At 68.6% G+C, this 16,133-nt stretch carries 12 protein-coding genes; 4 read left to right on the plus strand and 8 right to left on the minus strand.

Annotation, left to right across the window (positions count from 1 at the left end):
- Nucleotides 1–132 precede the first annotated feature (132 nt).
- Complete coding sequence (locus tag G3M57_RS19020) at nt 133–1,593, minus strand: glycosyl hydrolase family 28 protein (RefSeq protein WP_163232338.1); 1,461 nt, start codon at nt 1,591–1,593, stop codon at nt 133–135.
- 442 nt (nt 1,594–2,035) lie between these two features.
- On the opposite strand from G3M57_RS19020, the gene G3M57_RS19025 reads away from it, so the two are divergent.
- Genes G3M57_RS19025 through G3M57_RS19035 form a run of 3 tightly spaced genes read left to right on the plus strand, consistent with a single transcriptional unit; the run spans nt 2,036 to nt 5,427 of the window.
- A complete protein-coding gene (locus G3M57_RS19025) occupies nt 2,036–3,292 on the plus strand; it encodes an oligosaccharide MFS transporter (protein ID WP_163232340.1) in 1,257 nt (418 codons plus the stop codon).
- A gap of 3 nt (nt 3,293–3,295) precedes the next feature.
- Complete coding sequence (locus tag G3M57_RS19030; RefSeq protein ID WP_208789626.1) at nt 3,296–4,498, plus strand: glycoside hydrolase family 88 protein; 1,203 nt, start codon at nt 3,296–3,298, stop codon at nt 4,496–4,498.
- A complete protein-coding gene (locus tag G3M57_RS19035; RefSeq protein WP_163232342.1) occupies nt 4,495–5,427 on the plus strand; it encodes an ROK family protein in 933 nt (310 codons plus the stop codon). Before G3M57_RS19030 ends, G3M57_RS19035 begins: the two co-directional genes overlap by 4 nt.
- Before the next feature lies 1 nt (nt 5,428).
- Here the strand turns inward: G3M57_RS19035 and G3M57_RS19040 are convergent, their stop codons facing one another.
- From G3M57_RS19040 to G3M57_RS19050, 3 genes are all read right to left on the minus strand, one after another.
- Nucleotides 5,429–6,535 (minus strand): LacI family DNA-binding transcriptional regulator, encoded by a 1,107-nt coding sequence (locus G3M57_RS19040; RefSeq protein WP_230983680.1) that lies wholly within the window; start codon nt 6,533–6,535, stop codon nt 5,429–5,431.
- A gap of 213 nt (nt 6,536–6,748) precedes the next feature.
- On the minus strand, nt 6,749–7,276 hold the full coding sequence (locus G3M57_RS19045; RefSeq protein WP_230983681.1) for a type II toxin-antitoxin system VapC family toxin: 528 nt from the start codon (nt 7,274–7,276) through the stop codon (nt 6,749–6,751).
- Nucleotides 7,246–7,500, minus strand: a complete 255-nt coding sequence (locus tag G3M57_RS19050; RefSeq protein WP_163232344.1) for a type II toxin-antitoxin system Phd/YefM family antitoxin — start codon at nt 7,498–7,500, stop codon at nt 7,246–7,248. Before G3M57_RS19050 ends, G3M57_RS19045 begins: the two co-directional genes overlap by 31 nt.
- A 206-nt stretch (nt 7,501–7,706) precedes the next feature.
- Between G3M57_RS19050 and G3M57_RS19055 the strand changes: the two genes are divergently transcribed.
- Nucleotides 7,707–9,074 carry a cation:proton antiporter gene (locus G3M57_RS19055; protein WP_156402255.1) on the plus strand — a complete coding sequence of 456 codons (1,368 nt, stop codon included), beginning with the start codon at nt 7,707–7,709 and terminating at the stop codon, nt 9,072–9,074.
- A 79-nt stretch (nt 9,075–9,153) separates the two neighbouring features.
- On the opposite strand, the gene G3M57_RS19060 is transcribed toward G3M57_RS19055, so the two are convergent.
- The 4 genes from G3M57_RS19060 to G3M57_RS19075 form a co-directional block, all read right to left on the minus strand.
- Entirely contained in the window at nt 9,154–10,923 is a 1,770-nt protein-coding gene (locus G3M57_RS19060) for a hypothetical protein (protein ID WP_163232346.1), read from the minus strand.
- A gap of 94 nt (nt 10,924–11,017) precedes the next feature.
- Nucleotides 11,018–12,577 carry a tryptophan halogenase family protein gene (locus G3M57_RS19065; RefSeq protein ID WP_163232348.1) on the minus strand — a complete coding sequence of 520 codons (1,560 nt, stop codon included), beginning with the start codon at nt 12,575–12,577 and terminating at the stop codon, nt 11,018–11,020.
- Nucleotides 12,578–12,647: 70 nt separating this feature from the next.
- Complete coding sequence (locus G3M57_RS19070) at nt 12,648–14,168, minus strand: globin-coupled sensor protein (RefSeq protein WP_163232350.1); 1,521 nt, start codon at nt 14,166–14,168, stop codon at nt 12,648–12,650.
- A 197-nt stretch (nt 14,169–14,365) separates the two neighbouring features.
- Nucleotides 14,366–16,093 (minus strand): hemolysin D, encoded by a 1,728-nt coding sequence (locus G3M57_RS19075; protein WP_163232352.1) that lies wholly within the window; start codon nt 16,091–16,093, stop codon nt 14,366–14,368.
- Nucleotides 16,094–16,133: the final 40 nt, after the last annotated feature.

Here is a 16,133-nt window from a genome sequence, read left to right on the forward strand (position 1 = left end):
CTCTCCCCGTGGATCGTCGCGGGCGCGAACGGTCTTCCACGGGGCATTCTAGCCAAGATTTGGCTTCGACCGCCTAGGCTAAATCGACGAGGCGCGACCGCACGGCGGCGCACGACCGTCCGGCCACCGCCCCTATTTGAAGGAAAGACCGCTCACATAGGGGCCCACCTCAAGGATCTCGGGCGCCGGTCCGGTCAGTTTGCGACCGGCGATCGTGACATTGTCGAAGGTCACGTTGCGCACCGGCCGGTCCGGGGCGTAGCCGGCGATGATCGACGGTCCGGCCCAGCCCGATCCCGTATAGCTGACGTTCCTGAAGTGCACGCCGTCGATCAGCAGGCCCGGGCTGGCGCCGTACTTGGCGTTATAGACCACCCGCAGATTGATCAGCTTGCCCTCCTCGACATGGTCCACGCGGATGTTGCTGAAGGTGACGTCGCGGACGGTGTTGGTGTCGCCGGCGCTGATGGCCATAGCGCCCTCGTATTCCGGATCGTCCTCGTCGAGGTTGAGGACGTCGATGTCGTCGAAGACGATGTCCTGCAGGGTGTTGGGCTTGGCGCTGTCACCATGCAGGCCCACGAACATGGCGTGGGCCACGTCGGGCCAGAAGATCGAACGGCTGACCCGCACGCGGCGCGTGTCGCCCACGCCGTTCTTGCGGGTGGCGTAGATGGCGACGCTGTCGTCGGAGGTGCGGATGAACGCTCGGTCGATATCCACGTCCTGGCAGGCGAAGACGTTGATCCCGTCGGACCACGCGCCCTTGCCGAACGCCTTGATGTCGTGGAACCGCACCTGACGCGACGAACTGCACGCTAGCGAGCCGTGCACCGGATTGAGGAAGGTCGGCCCCTCGATCAGGACATTGGTCGAGTCCTGGACCACCAGTTGGTCCGACTCCAGGAACATCCCGTGGCCGATGATCTTCAGGTTCTCGACCTTGGTCGGCTGGAACACGCCCTGCATCAGCGCGCCGCCCGCGAGATAGATCGTCTGGTTGGAGGCCGTCGGGAAGGACGTTGCGCCGTCCGGCGGGACGTGCAGGCCGGGTCCGTAGACGACGACGCCGGGCCCCGGCGCCGGCGGGGCGATCGGCTCGCCCGCAAGGATGTGCAGGTTGCCCAGGCGGTCGCCGTCGAACTCCACCGAAAGGTTCTGCGGCCGATCGAGGGTGAAATAGACGACACCGCCCTTCACCGTGGTCTTGACCGCGTTGCGCCGGGGCCGGACCTCGACCCTTCGGAAGTCGCCGTTGTTCTTCTGGACCGCGACCTCAACGGTCCCGCGGAAATCGAATTGGACCAGCGAGGCGTCGTGCGGGCGGTCCTGGTCGACCTTGATGTTGTACTCATAGAGATCGCGCCAGGGCCCGCCCGGACGCCGGACCCGCACCGTGAAATCATCGCTGTGCAGGCTGTAGACCAGCTTGGCGGGCGGAGTGGGGTAGATCTGCAGGTTCGGGTCGACCTGCGCCGCCCCGGCCGGGTCGGTGTTGCTCTGGGCGACGGCCGCGCTTGAGAGTCCCAGCGCCAGGAGCAGGGATGCGGCCAGAGTCCTGGCCGCCGATCGGGAACCCCTGTGTCTGCGCATGACGTCACTCCCCGCGGACGGCTGGAGCGCCGTCACTTGATATCGATATCATCGAGTCATAGTCATGTTGGCGGCGCGTGTCACTAGCGGGCTCCAAGCTTGGCGTCGACGGGAAGAGTGAGATCGTCGGTTTCTCGGGTCCGGCATGCCGCCGTCGGAGTCCTCGATATCGTCCGAAAAACGCGGGGCGCCGGCCGAGCCAGGCGCCCCGTTCCCGGAGTCAGGAGAATCCACCCGGGAAAATTCGCAGGACAGGGGCCTAAGGGCCCGAGATAACTGTTATCGATATCATCGCTGAATGGCAAGCCCTTTCCGTTCGGAGCCGGTACGGTGGATTTTGATTGGTATCGATATCTCTTTTCGATTATCACAGAGCTACCCGAGCGGCTCCAGAGCCGCGCCGCCGCCTGGCGTCAAACGGGGGGAGGAGTCGCTCGAGGCCATGAACAAGAAGAACTACGCGCTGCTCAGCGCCTTTCTGTTCCTCTACTTCTTCGCTCAGGCGATGAGCATCTCGCTGCTGGCCCTGTGGCTCAAGCGCACCCTCGGCCTGACCGGCGCCCAGACCGGCGTGGTGTTCTCGGCCAACTTCATCTTCGCCATGGCCTCGCAGCCGATCTACGGCTTCCTGTCCGACAAGGTGGGCTTCCGCAAGACCATCCTGTGGGTCATCGCCGCCCTGGTGATGCTGTCGGGCGCCTTCTTCGCCTTCGTCTACGGCCCGCTGCTGAAGAGCAACATCCTGCTGGGCGCGGCGTTGGGCGGGCTCTATCTGGGCGTCACCTTCATCGCCGGCAGCTACGCCCTGGAGTCCTATGTCGACCGCGTCGGCCGCAAGGACGGGTTCGAATACAGCCGCGCCCGGCTGTGGGGCTCGCTGGGCTTCGCCTTCGCGGCGTTCTTCTCGGGCCGGCTCTACAACATCGACCCGCTGATCAATTTCTCCCTGGCCTCGCTGGCCGGCCTGCTGCTGCTGCCGATCCTGGCCATGACCCGGATCGAGGGCGCCGCCGACGAGCAGGCCCGTTCGGAAAGCCTCAGGCCGCTGGACGCCCTGGCCATCCTGAAGCTGCCCAAGTTCTGGGGCTTCATGGTCCTGATCCTGGGGGTGACCAACCTCTACCTGGTCTTCGACCAGCAGTTTCCCGCCTACTACGCCTCGCAGTTCGCCGATCCCAAGCACGGCGCGGCGATGTTCGGCTACCTGAACTCGGCCCAGATCTTCGTCGAGGCGGGGATGCTGTTCGTGGCCCCGTTCATCGTCAACCGCACGGGCGCCAAGAACGGCCTCCTGCTGGCGGCCGCGATCATGATCTTCCGCATCACCGGCTCGGGCCTCGTCGAGGGGCCGGTGGCGATCTCGGCGATGAAGATGCTCCATTCCCTGGAGCTGCCGATCCTGGCGGTGTCGATCTTCCGCTACATCGCCGCCCATTTCGAGGCCCGCCTGGCCTCGACCCTCTATCTGGTGGGGGTCAGCTTCGGCCATTCCCTGGGCCTGGCCGTCCTGTCGCCGATCGTCGGCAAGTCCTACGACCTGATCGGCTTCCCCCACACCTATCTGCTGATCGCCCTGGGCGCGGCGCTGTTCTGGACCGCCTCGCTGTTCGCCCTGTCGCCGACGCCGGCTTCGGCGAGCAAGGCCGATCCCGCGCTGAAGACCGCCCTCCCCGACGCCGATCTAGCCAAGGTCGACTGATCCATGCCGCCGATGCCCCCTCCACCGACCTCTGATCGCGAACCGCTGAAGCTGCGCGCCGCCCTGGAAGGCCGCGCGCCCGACCGCGCCGCCCTGGACGCGATCCTGGCCGCCGTGCTCGCCCGCATCGACGCCAATCTGGCGGTGTTCACCGACGCCTTCCCCGCGCCGTCCAGCGTCGGCGGAGTCTATCCCGCCATGGGCAATGTCGAATGGACCAACGGCTTCTGGACCGGCATGCTGTGGCTGGCCTACGAGGCCAGCGGCGAGGCCCGCTACCGGCAGGCCGCCGAGCGGCAGGTGCAAAGCTTCAAGGACCGGGTCGACCGCCGGATCAATGTCGACCACCACGACCTGGGCTTCCTCTATTCGCTGTCCTGCGTGGCGGCCTACAAGCTGACCGGCGACGTCCAGGCGCGCGACGCGGCGCTGGAGGCCGCGCGCCTGCTGCTGGCCCGCTACCTGCCGCAGGCCGGCATCATCCAGGCCTGGGGCGACCTCGGCGATCCCGCCCAGGCCGGCCGGATGATCATCGACTGCAACCTGAACCTGCCCCTGCTCTACTGGGCGAGCGAGACGACCGGCGACCGTGCTTTCGCCGACGCGGCGGACCGCCATATCGAGCAGGCCGCACGCCACATCGTGCGGCCCGACGGCTCGACCTTCCATACCTTCTTCATGGATCCGGTCACCGGCGCCCCGCGAATGGGCAAGACCCACCAGGGCCATAGCGACAGCTCGTGCTGGGCGCGCGGCCAGGCCTGGGGGATCAGCGGCTTTCCGCTGGTCCACCGCTACAAGGCCGATCCGTCGCTGCTGGCGCTGAGCGCCCGGCTGGCCAACTACTACCTCAACCGCCTGCCGGCCGACCTGATCTGTTGCTGGGACCTGGTGTTCACCGGCCCGCCGCACGAACGCGACAGCTCGGCGGCGGCGATCGCGGCCTGCGGCCTGCTGGAACTGGCGCGCGGACTGCCGCTCACAGACCCCGACCGCGCCGCCTACGAGGGCGCGGCCCTGGCGACGGTCGAGACCCTGGGGACGCGCTACCTGCTGCCGCCCGGACCGCCGGGCACGGGCGTCCTGGCCCACGCGGTCTACCACATGCCCAACGGCGTTGGCGTCGACGAGGCCTGCATCTGGGGCGACTACTTCTTCCTCGAGGCCCTGGTCCGGCTGACGCGCGCCTGGGAGCCCTACTGGTGATCCAGGTCGGTATTGATTTCGGCGGGACCAAGGTCGAGGCCGCCGCCCTGGACGCCCAGGGCAATTATCTGGCGCGGGTGCGAGCCCCCAATCCCGGCGCCTACGACGCCGCCATCGAGACCGTGCGCGACCTGATCGCCCAGGTCGAGCAGCAGGCCGGCGGCCGCGGCACGATCGGCGTCGGCTCGCCCGGTTCGATCTCGCCGACCACGGGCGTGATGCGCAATTCCAATTCGGTCTATCTGAATGGCCGCACCTTCCGGGAGGACCTGACCGCCGCCCTGGGTCGTCCGGTGCGCCTGGCCAACGACGCCAACTGCCTAGCCCTGTCCGAGGCGGTGGACGGGGCTGCGGCCGGCGCCCGCGTCGCCTTCGCCATCATCCTGGGCACCGGGTGCGGCGGCGGCCTGACCGTGGACGGACGCCTGGTCGAGGGCCCCAACGGCGTCGCCGGCGAGTGGGGCCACATCCCCCTGCCCTGGCCGACCCCGCAGGAGCTGCCCGGCCCTCGATGCTGGTGCGGCCAGCACGGCTGCCTGGAAATGTGGGTGTCGGGCACCGGCCTGCAGCACGACTTCGCCGCCGCCACCGGCCTCCAGGTCACGGGCGAGGCGATCATCGGCCGTTTCCGCCAGGGCGAGCCCGCGGCCGTCGCCGCGTTCGACCGCTATGTCGACCGGCTGGGCCGAGCCATCGCCGTGCTCGTCAACATCGCCGATCCCGACGTGCTGGTGCTCGGCGGCGGGCTGTCCAACGTCGGCGAGATCTACGAGCGCCTGCCGGCCCTGATCGCGCCCCGGGTATTTTCCGACCGCTGGTCGGCCCGCATCGCGCCGGCCCGCTGGGGCGACGCCTCGGGCGTGCGCGGCGCGGCGCGGCTGTGGAACGACCAGCCCGACACCCGGGCCGCCCTTCGGGTCCCCGCCTAGGTCACGCCTTCGCGGCCCGGCGGCGCGACGGGGCCTTCGCCGGCGCCGGACCCGAGGAACCGCGCTTGACCAGGGTGAACTTCATCAGCTGATGGGTCGGGCCCGGGGCGTTTCCGGCCCGCTCGGCCTTGATCTCGTCGACGATCAGCGACACCGCCGCCCGCCCCATGGCGCTGATCGGCTGGTGGATGGTGGTCAGTTCGGGCCAGACGGTGCTGGCTATGGGCGTGTCGTCGAAGCCCACGACGGTCAGCGCCTCGGGCACGGCGATCTGCAGCCCGTGGGCCACGGCCAGGGCGGCGGCGGCCATGTCGTCGTTGCTGGCGAAGATGGCGGTCGGCCGCTCGTCCGGGCTCAGCAGCAGCTCGGCCGCCGCCAGGCCCGAGCGATAGGTGAACTGGCCCTGGACCACCCAGTCGGGATCGACTGGCAGGCCTGCGGCGGTCATGGCGTCGACGAAGCCTTCGTAGCGCAACTGGGTGGGGGTGTGCTGCGGGTCGCCCTTGACGAAACCGATCCGCGAATGGCCCAGCTCGATCAGGTGGCGGGTCATGGCCGCCGCGCCCTGGTAGTCGTCGATGCGCACCGACGAGACGTCATGCATCGGCCGCGCGGTGGCCAGGGCCAGCACCTTCACCCCGGCCGCGTGCAGCATGTTGATGGTCGGGCGGGAGTCGCACAGCGGCGGCGGCAGGATGACCCCGTCCACCCCCTGGTCCAGCAGGCGGCGCACGGCGGCCTTCTGGCTGGCCAGGCCGGTCGAGCGCTCCAGGACCAGCTGGGTGCCCAGCCTGGAGCTCTGCTCGATGCCGCCCAGCATCACCTCGCTGAGATAGGAGGCGCTGGGATTGCTGTAGAGCACGCCGACGCGCGGCCCCGTGTTGCCGGCCCGCGTATTGCGCGCCGCCAGGTTGGGCGAATAGTTCAGCGCCTTGATCGCCGCCTGCACCCGCTCGCGCATGGCGTCGCTGACATAGCTGTTGCCGTTGACGACGCGCGACACGGTCATCGAGGCCACGCCGGCGTAGCGCGCCACGTCGTGGATGGTCACCGCCCGTCCGGACTCCGGCGCCGGGGGCGTTTCGACTTTGGTCTTGCCCTTGGCCAAGTGCGGGCTCCTTGAGCGTTCTGGACGAAAGGTTCGCGGCCGTGATCCACGCCCCGCCAAGGGCGAGCGGTGAGCCGCGCCAGGCCGCCGAACGATTCCGGCGCCTCTCGTTCGTTATCGATAACTTCTCAGTCCTAGAAGGGCTTGGCAAGTTTTCGTCGGCCGCCGCGCGGGGCGAAGCGGGCGTCGCGCGGCCCTGACCGCGGAACGGTCTCACCCGCGCATGAAGATGTTCCGCAGCCATTGCGACCCAGCCTTGGCGGCCTGGCCCCAGTCTTCGTTGTCGTCCGGCGCCTCGGGCTTGTAGCCCCACGGATTGAACAGCTTCAGGCGGTTGACCTTGAAGGCCGCGATATCGCGGGTGACCAGGGTCAGGCCATGCTCCAAGGCGGTGGCCGCCAGCAGGGCGTCGCGGGCGTCGGTCAGCGGCAAGCGGCCTCGCCCCCGGACCACGGCGGCGTCGACGGGCAGGATGCGTCCCTCGAAGGCGACGGCGACCTGCTCGGTCAGCCAGGCGCGCAGAGCCAGGCCCGCCGCCTTGTCCTTGCGCTCGACCCGCGCCGCGCCGGTCTCCAGTTCCAGCAGGGTGATGGCCGAGATGAACAGGCTGGACCGGGCCTGGCCGGCCGCCCAGCCGACCAGGCCCGGATCGGTCGTGCCGGCTTTGGCGTTGCGCAGTTCGAAGACGATGTCGGTGTCCAGCAGGTACATCAGCCGCGCCTGTTCACGGGATTGTCCCACGCGTCGTCCGACCGCGTCTCGGCCACGTCCAGCGCGACCGGCGCGGCCATGGCCAGGAGGTCGACGATGGTCTCGCTCTGACCCGACAGCTTGCGATAGGCCTCGATGCTCATCAGCACGTGGGTGGTCCGGCCCCGGTCGGTGACAAACACCGGCTCGATCCGCGCGGCGCGCTTGGCCTGGCTGACATCCTGGTTGAAGTCACGGCTGGAGATGACTTTCATGTGCCTACGTACCTACATTGACAAGGCTGTCTTGTAGGTAGGTTACTACATTGTGACGTTCCAGCAACAGGTAATTCCCCAGCAAAAACAATCTTCTGCACAGGGGCATCAAAAGCGCGGTTTCGACTTGCGGCCAAAAGCCAAGTCTGCGCGGCTTAGCCTCAACGGCGGGCAAACGCCGAGAAGGATTCACCAAGGGGGGCGCTTTGTCCGACGTCATATCCAGCCTGATCAGCACCGTGGCCGGCATATTGGGCCCGCACGGTCCGGCCACCGCGGCCGCCGCGCACAGCTACGCGCCCGCCGATTTCAGCGTTCACTTCTTCCTGCAGCTGGCGGCGATCGTGCTGGCCTGCCGCGTCGTCGGCTGGCTGGGACAGAAGGTCGGCCAGCCCCAGGTGGTGGGCGAGATGGTCGCCGGCGTGATCCTGGGCCCGTCCCTGCTGGGCCTGCTGTTCCCGCACTTCCAGGGCATGTTGTTCCCCAAGGAAACCAAGAACGTGCTGTATGTCGGCGCCCAGCTGGGCGTCGGGCTCTACATGTTCATGGTCGGCACCAGCTTCCAGGCCGACCACTTCAAGGCCAAGGCCAAGAGCGCCATGAGCGTGTCGTTCGCCGGCATCGCCGCGCCGTTCCTGATCGCTGCGATCATCACGCCGTTCCTGCTGAAGGTCCCCGGCCTGTTCGCCCCGACGATCAGCCAGGGCGCCGCCACCCTGTTCATGGGCGCCTGCATCGCCCTGACCGCGTTCCCGATGCTGGCGCGGATCATCAATGAGCGCGGCCTGGCCAAGACTTCGCTGGGCACGCTGTCGCTGACGGCGGGCGCCTTCGACGACGCGGTGTCGTGGTGCGTGCTGGCCGTGGTGCTGGCCACCTTCGGCGGCGGCCCCGGCGTGGCGGTGCTGGCGATCGGCGGCGGCCTGGCCTGGGTCGCCTTCGTGACGATCCTGGGCCCGAAGATCCTGGCGCCGCTGGGCCGCATGGTCGAGCGCGAGGGTCAGATGAGCACCTCGGTCCTGGCCATGATCATCCTGGCCTTCTGCGTCTCGGCCTTCCTGATGGACGCCGTCGGCATCCACGCCATCTTCGGTGGATTCATCCTGGGCGTGGTCATGCCGCGCGGCCTGCTGGTTCAGGAGCTGAAGAAGAAGGTCGAGCCGATCGCCGTCGTGCTGCTGCTGCCGATGTTCTTCACCTATTCGGGCCTGAACACCCGGATGGACATGGTCAACTCACCCGAGTTGCTGCTGATCGCCCTGGGCGTCCTGGCCGCCTCGGTCCTGGCCAAGTGGGGCGCCTGCTACGTGGCCGCGCGCTTCTCCGGCGAAAACCATCACACCGCCATGGGCATCGGTGCCCTGATGAACTCCCGCGGGCTGATGGAGCTGATCATTATCAACATCGGCCTGCAGAAGGGCATCATCGGCCCGACGCTGTTCTCGATGCTGGTGTTGATGGCGATCGTCACCACCGTGATGGCCAGCCCGCTGTTCGAGGTCGTCTACGGCCGGAAGGCCCGGGAAACGGGCGAACTGGACGCCATCGACGGAACCATCGCCAAAGCCGCCTGATCCGGCTTCAAAGGTCGCTTCCCTGCCCTCGCTCCCTCGCCGGAGCGAGGGCTCCTTTTTGCGCGGTCCCCAGCGTCGCTCAGCGGGTGTCGGCCCAGTTGTTGTAGATGTTGTAGGCCGAGACGATGTCCTGGTAGTCGTCGGCCAGTTCGGGGCCGATCGCCGGATTGCGGCTCTGCTGCTCGTACAGGGTCACCGTGGCCGCGGTCAGGCCGTCCTGCGCCGTATAGGCGTCCAGCAGCTGGGCCTCGGACGGCGTGGCGTGCTCGGTGAGCCAGGCCTTGGCCTCGTCGGTCAGGCGGCCCGTGCCGGCGTCCACCAGCTGGCCCGAAAAGTCCTTCACCGCCGTGCCGATCGGGCCCGCGCCGAACAGCTGGCCCAACGCGCCGGTCACCGCGTCATTGGCCTTGCTGGGCAGAGGCAGGGCGGTCAGGGCCAGGTCGACCGTGAAGCCGATCAACTCTTCGCGCTCGGCCTTCTCGGCGGCGATGTCGCTCTGGATATTGCGCACCGCTTCCACCGTGGTGGCGCTGAGCAGGGCGATGCGTTGTTCGGACAGGTTGCCCGGGTTGGCGCCGCTTTCGACGATCGCGCGCTGGTCGCCGATATAGTCCAGCACCTTGTCGCGCACCGCGGCCCCGCCGATCACGTCGGACGCGAACATCGTCCTCTGCAGGAAGCCGGAGAAGGTGTCGAGATTGTACTGCCACTGGTTCATGTCGGTGTCGCGGTAGTGCTCGGACTCCACGTCGGGGTTGGTGAAGCGATCGAGCACCGCGTCGGAATGGGTGATGAACGCGCTGGTGATCGCCTGAGTGCGTTCGGTGGTGGCCAGGCTCTCGTGGGTGTTGGACAGCTCGGGCGGGTTGGCGACCAGGCCGGTCAGCTCCGTGGCCAGCCAGTCCGAGGCCTCGGTGGCCAAGGGTGGAACCAGGTGGGTCGGCACGTTGCCGCGATAGCCGTCGGCCGCCTGGGCCAGGGCGATCACCGGATCGTCGATGGCGTAGCGGCTGGCCTGCTCGTCGCCGCCCCACATCTCGGTAATGTTCTGCAGATAGGCCTCAGACGTGTAGAGCCCGCCCTGGGCGGCGTACTGGGCGAAGGCGCGGAAGCCGTCGGGATTGGCGCCATAGCGGTCGAACAGGACCTGCGAGGCCAGCTCGCGCGGCGCGGCGCGGTCCGCCAGGATCTGGGTCGCGAAATGGGCGGCGGCGTCGCGGACGTCGTAGTTCTGCTGCTTGGGGTTCTCGACATAGGTGTCGATCAGATGGTTGGCGTAGTTCTGCCGGAACTGCGCGACCTCGGGACTGGGCGAGGAGCCGAAGAACTCCAGGAACTGGTTGATGTTGTCGGCGTACTGGTAGGCCGCGGGCAGGCCGTCGACCTCCTGGTGAGGGGCCAGGCCGGCGTTCTGGACCGGGATCTGGTCGAAGGCCAGGCTGGTGGTGATCGAATAGGCCGCCTGGCCCGGCTCCACGGGAATGGCGCCCTTGTTGAACCCCAGCGCGACCGCCTCGGCCAGGCCCGAGCGTTCGTTGTCGGTCAGCCAGCCGTCCTTCACCAGCGTGTTGACGCTTTCGGGATTGAGCCAGCCGTTCAGCGCCTCGGGGTCCTTGGCGAATACCTCCCGCACCAGGGCCTCGCGCTGGTCGGCGGGGGCGGCGTTGTAGGCCGTGGCGAAGGCCTGGGCCTTGGCTCGGTCGTCGGTCTGGCTGGTGACCCGCTGGGCCTCGCTCTGCGGCGTGACCTGGGTCGCGACCTGGCTGGCGATCTGGGCCGAGAGGCCGTGGTCGACCTGGTTGGTATGGGATGTGGCGGTAACCGAGCCGCCGCCGTCCGCGCTCAACATGGATGGGCTCCTTCCACGGAAGGGCGAGAGCCTGCGCCCTCGCGCCGGGAAGAAACAGCTGGGGAATACCCTAGTGTCGCCCGTTCCGGTTCACTCAGGCCGGCTCGAGCGACCGGTCGAAGCCGAAGCGGTTGATCTGGGCGATCAGGTCGCGGTGGCTGGGCAGGTCGTGGGTGGCCCGTTCGCCGAAGTTGCGGATCTTGGCGAACAGCTTCTCGGCCCCCGCCACGTCCGGAAACTCGCTGCGCCCCGGCGACAGGTCGGTTTTGAAGCCCATGCCGTACAGGATGTACTGGTAGTTGAAGAAGGCGAAGGTCTCCAGATCCAGGATGAAGTCGTAGCGGGTGGGCGGGCGCCAGCGCCACTGCTCCAGGAGATCGACTAGCCGCTCGGGCGTCGAGGCCGGGTCGGCGTTCTGGCGCCAGAACGGCTCGGTCCGCTGGCTCAGGCAGTAGTGCAGCTTCAGGAAGGTGATGATGTTGTCGAAACGGGCGGTCATCAGCTCGTTGAAACGCAAGGCCGGGGCGCTGATCGGGCCGTTGTGCGGGAACAGCTCGGCGATGATCGCCACCGCGGCCTCGATCAGCACCACCCCGGTCGATTCCAACGGTTCCAGGAAGCCCGCCGACAGGCCCACGGCCACGCAGTTCTTGACCCACTGCTTGGTGCGGTAGCCGGCCTCGAACGCCAGGGCGCGCGGCGCGATCTCGACATCGTGGCCGACATGGCCGCGCAGGATCGCCTCGGCCCGGTCGTCGTCGATATGGTCGCTGGAATAGACGCAGCCGACGCCGCGCGCGTCCTTCAGCCCGATGTCCCAGATCCAGCCGGCCTCGTGGGCGGTGGCGATCGTGAAGCTCTGGATCGGGGCGTCGGGACGGTCGTAGGGCGCCTTGCAGGCCAGGGCGCGGTCGGCGAACAGGATCGGCCGCGCCGACTTGAACGGCGCCTTCAGCGCCTTGCCGATCAGCTCGGCGTGGAAGCCCGTGCAGTCGATATAGAGCTCGGCCTCCAGCCGGCCATGCTCGGCGCAGACAACGTGGTCGATGGCCCCGGTGGCGTCCAGCTCGACCTCCGTCAGCCGCCCCTGCAGGTGCCGCACGCCCAGCTCGCGGGCCCGCTCGGCCAGAACCTGGGCCAGCTTGGCGGCGTCGAAATGGTAGGCGTAGTTCAGTGGGCCCGAGAAATTGCCCTCGTGCGGGCGCTTGGGGGCGCGCTGGGCGTCGGCGACCCGCGCCTGGATGGTCATGGCCTCGGCGAACGGCGCGCGGGTGGCCTCGTTCTGCAGCAGCCAGTAGGGCGCGAGACTCGCGCCGTCGGTCGAGAACGGAGCCTCGAACGGATGGAAATACTGGTGGCGCTCGCCGTCTTGCCGCGGCGCCCAGGCCCAGTCGTTGAAGCGGATGCCCTGCTTGAAGGTGGCCGAGGTCTCGCGGATGAACCGGGCCTCGTCGACGCCCAGGAACCGCAGGGTCGTGCGGATGGTCGGGAACGTGGCCTCGCCGACCCCGATGATGCCCACCTCGGGCGATTCCAGCAGGGTAATCTCCAGATGCGCCTGTTCAGCGACCCGCAGCGACTTGGCCAGGTAGGCGGCCGTCAGCCATCCGGCCGCGCCGCCGCCGACGATCAGGATTCTGCGTCTACGATCCATGCCGCCTTGATAGCGCCCTCCAGCCGACGGGGACAGGCGCATGTGCCTGTCCCCCGGCCGTGCTCGGCGACTACCGTCCGGACCGGGCGAAGGTCGCCACGCGTTCGCGGGCCTGATGCACCGCGTTGTCGCCGGACGCCGGGCCCGTGCGGAAGCCGCTCACATGGCTGGCCAGGTCCGCGGCCTCCACGCGCAGAGCGCGGGTGGCCTCGGTCGACTGCTGGACCATGGCCGTGTTGCGCTGGGTCACCTGATCCAGCTGGTTGACCGCCACATTGACCTGGCCCAGCGCCGAGGCCTGCTCGTTGGCCGAGGCGGCGATCTCGTCGACCAGGGTGTCGATCACGCCCACCTTCTGGACGATGCCGCGCAGGGCCTGGTTGGTCTGGCCGACCAGGTCGACGCCCTCGCCCACCTGCCGGCTGGAGTCGGCGATCAGGGTCTTGATCTCCTTGGCGGCGTCCGCCGAGCGCTGGGCCAGGGCCCGCACCTCCTGGGCGACGACCGCGAAGCCGCGGCCCGCATCGCCCGCGCGGGCGGCCTCGACCCCGGCGTTCAACGCCAGCAGGTTGGTCTGGAAGGCGATCTCGTCGATCACGCCCAGGATCTGCGAGACCTTGGCCGAGGAGGTCTCGATCTGGGTCATGGCCTCGGCGGCGCGGGTGACGATCGCCCCCGAGCGCTGGGCGTCGGCGGCGGCCTCGCTGACCTGGGCCGAGACGGCCTTGGCGCTCTTGGCCGTGCGCTCGACCGTCGCGGTCAGCTGCTCGACGGCGGCGGCGGTCTCTTCCAGGGTCGCGGCCTGGTGCTCGGTACGCTGGGCCAGGTCGTCGGCGGCGTGGGCGATGCCGTCGACGCCCGAACGGATGCCGGACGTGGCGCGCTCGACGGCCTTGACGGTGTCGGCCAGGGCGGCGGCGGCGTGGTCGAAGTCGGCCTTCAGACTCAGGAACTCGGGCGACAGCGCGCCGTCCACCCGGGCCGACAGGTCGCCGGCCGCCAGCCGCGACAGGGCCTGGCCCACGGCGGCCACGGCGGCGGCCTGGCGCTGCTCGGCGGCCTGGCGCTCGGCGGCCATCCGCTCGCGCTCTTCCTGCAGGATGTCGAGATAGCTGGAGATCGCCAGGTCCATGTCCAGGAAGGTGGCCTTGAGCAAGGCGACGACCTGGTCGGCGATCTCGCCCTCGCCCTTGCCGCCGAACAGGCCGCCCTTGGTGCGCTTGGCCAGCACAGCGCGGATCAGGTGCTCGGCGACCAGGGCGTAGCCGCCGATGTACCAGCGCGGCTCCAGCCCGGCGCGGACATGGGCCTGGCCGACGCGTTGCACGCCCGCGGCGTAGTCGGGGCCGAACTCGGCGCTGGCCAGCTTGCGCCAGTGGTCGCCCTGGCGGGCCTGGGCGGCGTCCATCTGCGCCCGGCTGGCGAACAGCTCGCGCACCTCCGGATAGGCGCGGACCTGATCGTAGAAACTGTCGAGCGCGGCCTGGATCTCGCCGTCGACCATCGGCTTGGCCGCCTTCAGCGCCGCCCGCGAGCGGTGGTCGAAGCGCATGAAGGCCATGCGCTGGTCGAGTTGCTGGTTGACGCTCATGCCACTGCCCCGAGTCCCGAAATCCACAAGGCCCAGAGGGGTGACCGGATTTGGTTAACCGACGCTTGAAATCCGCGGCCCTTAAGGGCTCGGGCGATGGCTGTCGCGGGTCTTGGCCGCCGAGGCGTCCCGAGCGCAGCCGGCGGGTAGAAGCCCGCCAGCTCCAGTCGGTACGCCGACCGGCGCTCGAAGCCCGCCTATGGCAGCCCTTCGATGCTCCACTGCGCGTTCAGGTTCTTGGGGTTGCCCGACCGCGTCAGATAGGGCTCGTCGCCGGACAGCCAGATATACTGGTTCCAGTAGGTGCTGCGGATCGATCGCCCCTGGCCAGCGGGCTTGAGGTCGTAGCTCGCCGGCTCGCTCACGCCGGGGGCGTACAGCTTCACCGCGCCAGTCGCGGCCCGGTAGTCGAGGAACAGGAGCGGGTCGACGGTCGAGCGGAACATCGCCCGGTTCTGTGGTCCGACCACCACGAAGTCGAGCGGCGTCCCGGCGCGATTGTAGATCAGGGAGTCCGGGACGATCCCGTCCGGGGCGATCATGTACTTCTGGTTGGCCAGGCTCTTGATGCGAACCCGCGTTCCGGTGTCGGCGGCCTGGGTGGGAATCCGCCAGCCGGCCGGGGGATTGCTCATCGCCCCCAACGGCCCGTTGCGCCAGCGCCAGGAATACCAGATGTGCAGCTGCGGATCGAACTGGTCCGAATAGCCTGACCACGGAATGGCGTTGTAGAGGCACTGGCGCTGGGTGGCCTCCAGCTCGCGGACGCGGGTCTGCTGGTCGGTCGTGCCCACGTCCAGGCCGGCCATGCACTGGGCCTGGGTCTTGCCCTTGCCGGTCTGCCCCGCGGCCAGGACATAGGTGGCGTCGCGGCGGGCCGGGTCGTCGTACCAGGTCAGCATCTCCTTCTCGTCGAAGCTCAGCCAATGGTCGACCAGGGTGTTGGCCTCGGCCCGGGCGGCGGCTTCGCGCTGGCCCGGCGGCAGGCCCATGGTGCGGACGAAGGCGGCCCAAAGGTCCTTGGTCGCCTCGGCCGCCACCAGGGCCACCGGCTTCATGTTGCTGGCCTTGTAGGCGTTCCAGCTGGGGTTGAGCCGGCCGTCGATCGTGCTCTTCCAGATCACGTCGCCGCTCGAATAGTCCAGGATCGCCGAGATCGCGTGGCTGTGCTGTTCGGATCCCAGCGCGCAGAGATAGCTCTTGACCTGCCGGACCTTGACGAAGTTGTCGTCGGGGATGCGGACGGTGTGCTCGGAGCTGAACGAGTCCTCGAACAGGTGCGCGGCGCGTCCGAACAGGAAATAGTTCTTGTCGACCGAGACCGCGGAAGCGGTGACCCCGCCGTCATAGACCGAGATCGTCGTCTTCGGGGCCGTGGCGGCGGCGACGAAATAGGCGACGAAACGTTCCTGCGAGCGCCTGGCGGCGTTCACCCCGCCCTGGCCGCCGGCGTCGTCATAGCGGCGCATGAAGTGGTCGTACTGGATGTCGGCCGGTTCCTGGGCCACGGCGTCCCAGCACTTCTTCGACTGGGCGACGCTGTAGCCGCCCAGGTCGACCCAGCGCTCGCCGATGATAGCGTCCAGCACGGGCTTGTAGCGCGGGGCGTAACGGGTGTCGCCGGAGGGCTGGGCCTTGATGCGCCTCGCCTCGTCCTGCGCGCCGGGCGTGGTCAGGGTGGTGTTCCAGGCCAGGCCCTTCCCCACGCGCCAGCCGATCCGCGGGTCGTTGGGGTCGGGCACGTCCGGGGGCGTGACCGGCGAAACGCCGAGCACCTCGATCGCCGCCATGCGGGTCAACCACTCGTGCCCCATGGGGAAGATGCCCGTGACGCTCTGGGTGAAGGCGCCGCCCTCCCAGGCTACGCCCAGGCCGACGAGCAGCGCGACCGCGGCTCCCACCTTACCGATGACCGACGCCCGCATGTTCCGCCCTCCATGGCCCTAACGCACGCCCACGTTAAGA

Source organism: Caulobacter rhizosphaerae, assembly GCF_010977555.1.
GTDB classification, from domain to species: Bacteria; Pseudomonadota; Alphaproteobacteria; order Caulobacterales; family Caulobacteraceae; genus Caulobacter; species Caulobacter rhizosphaerae.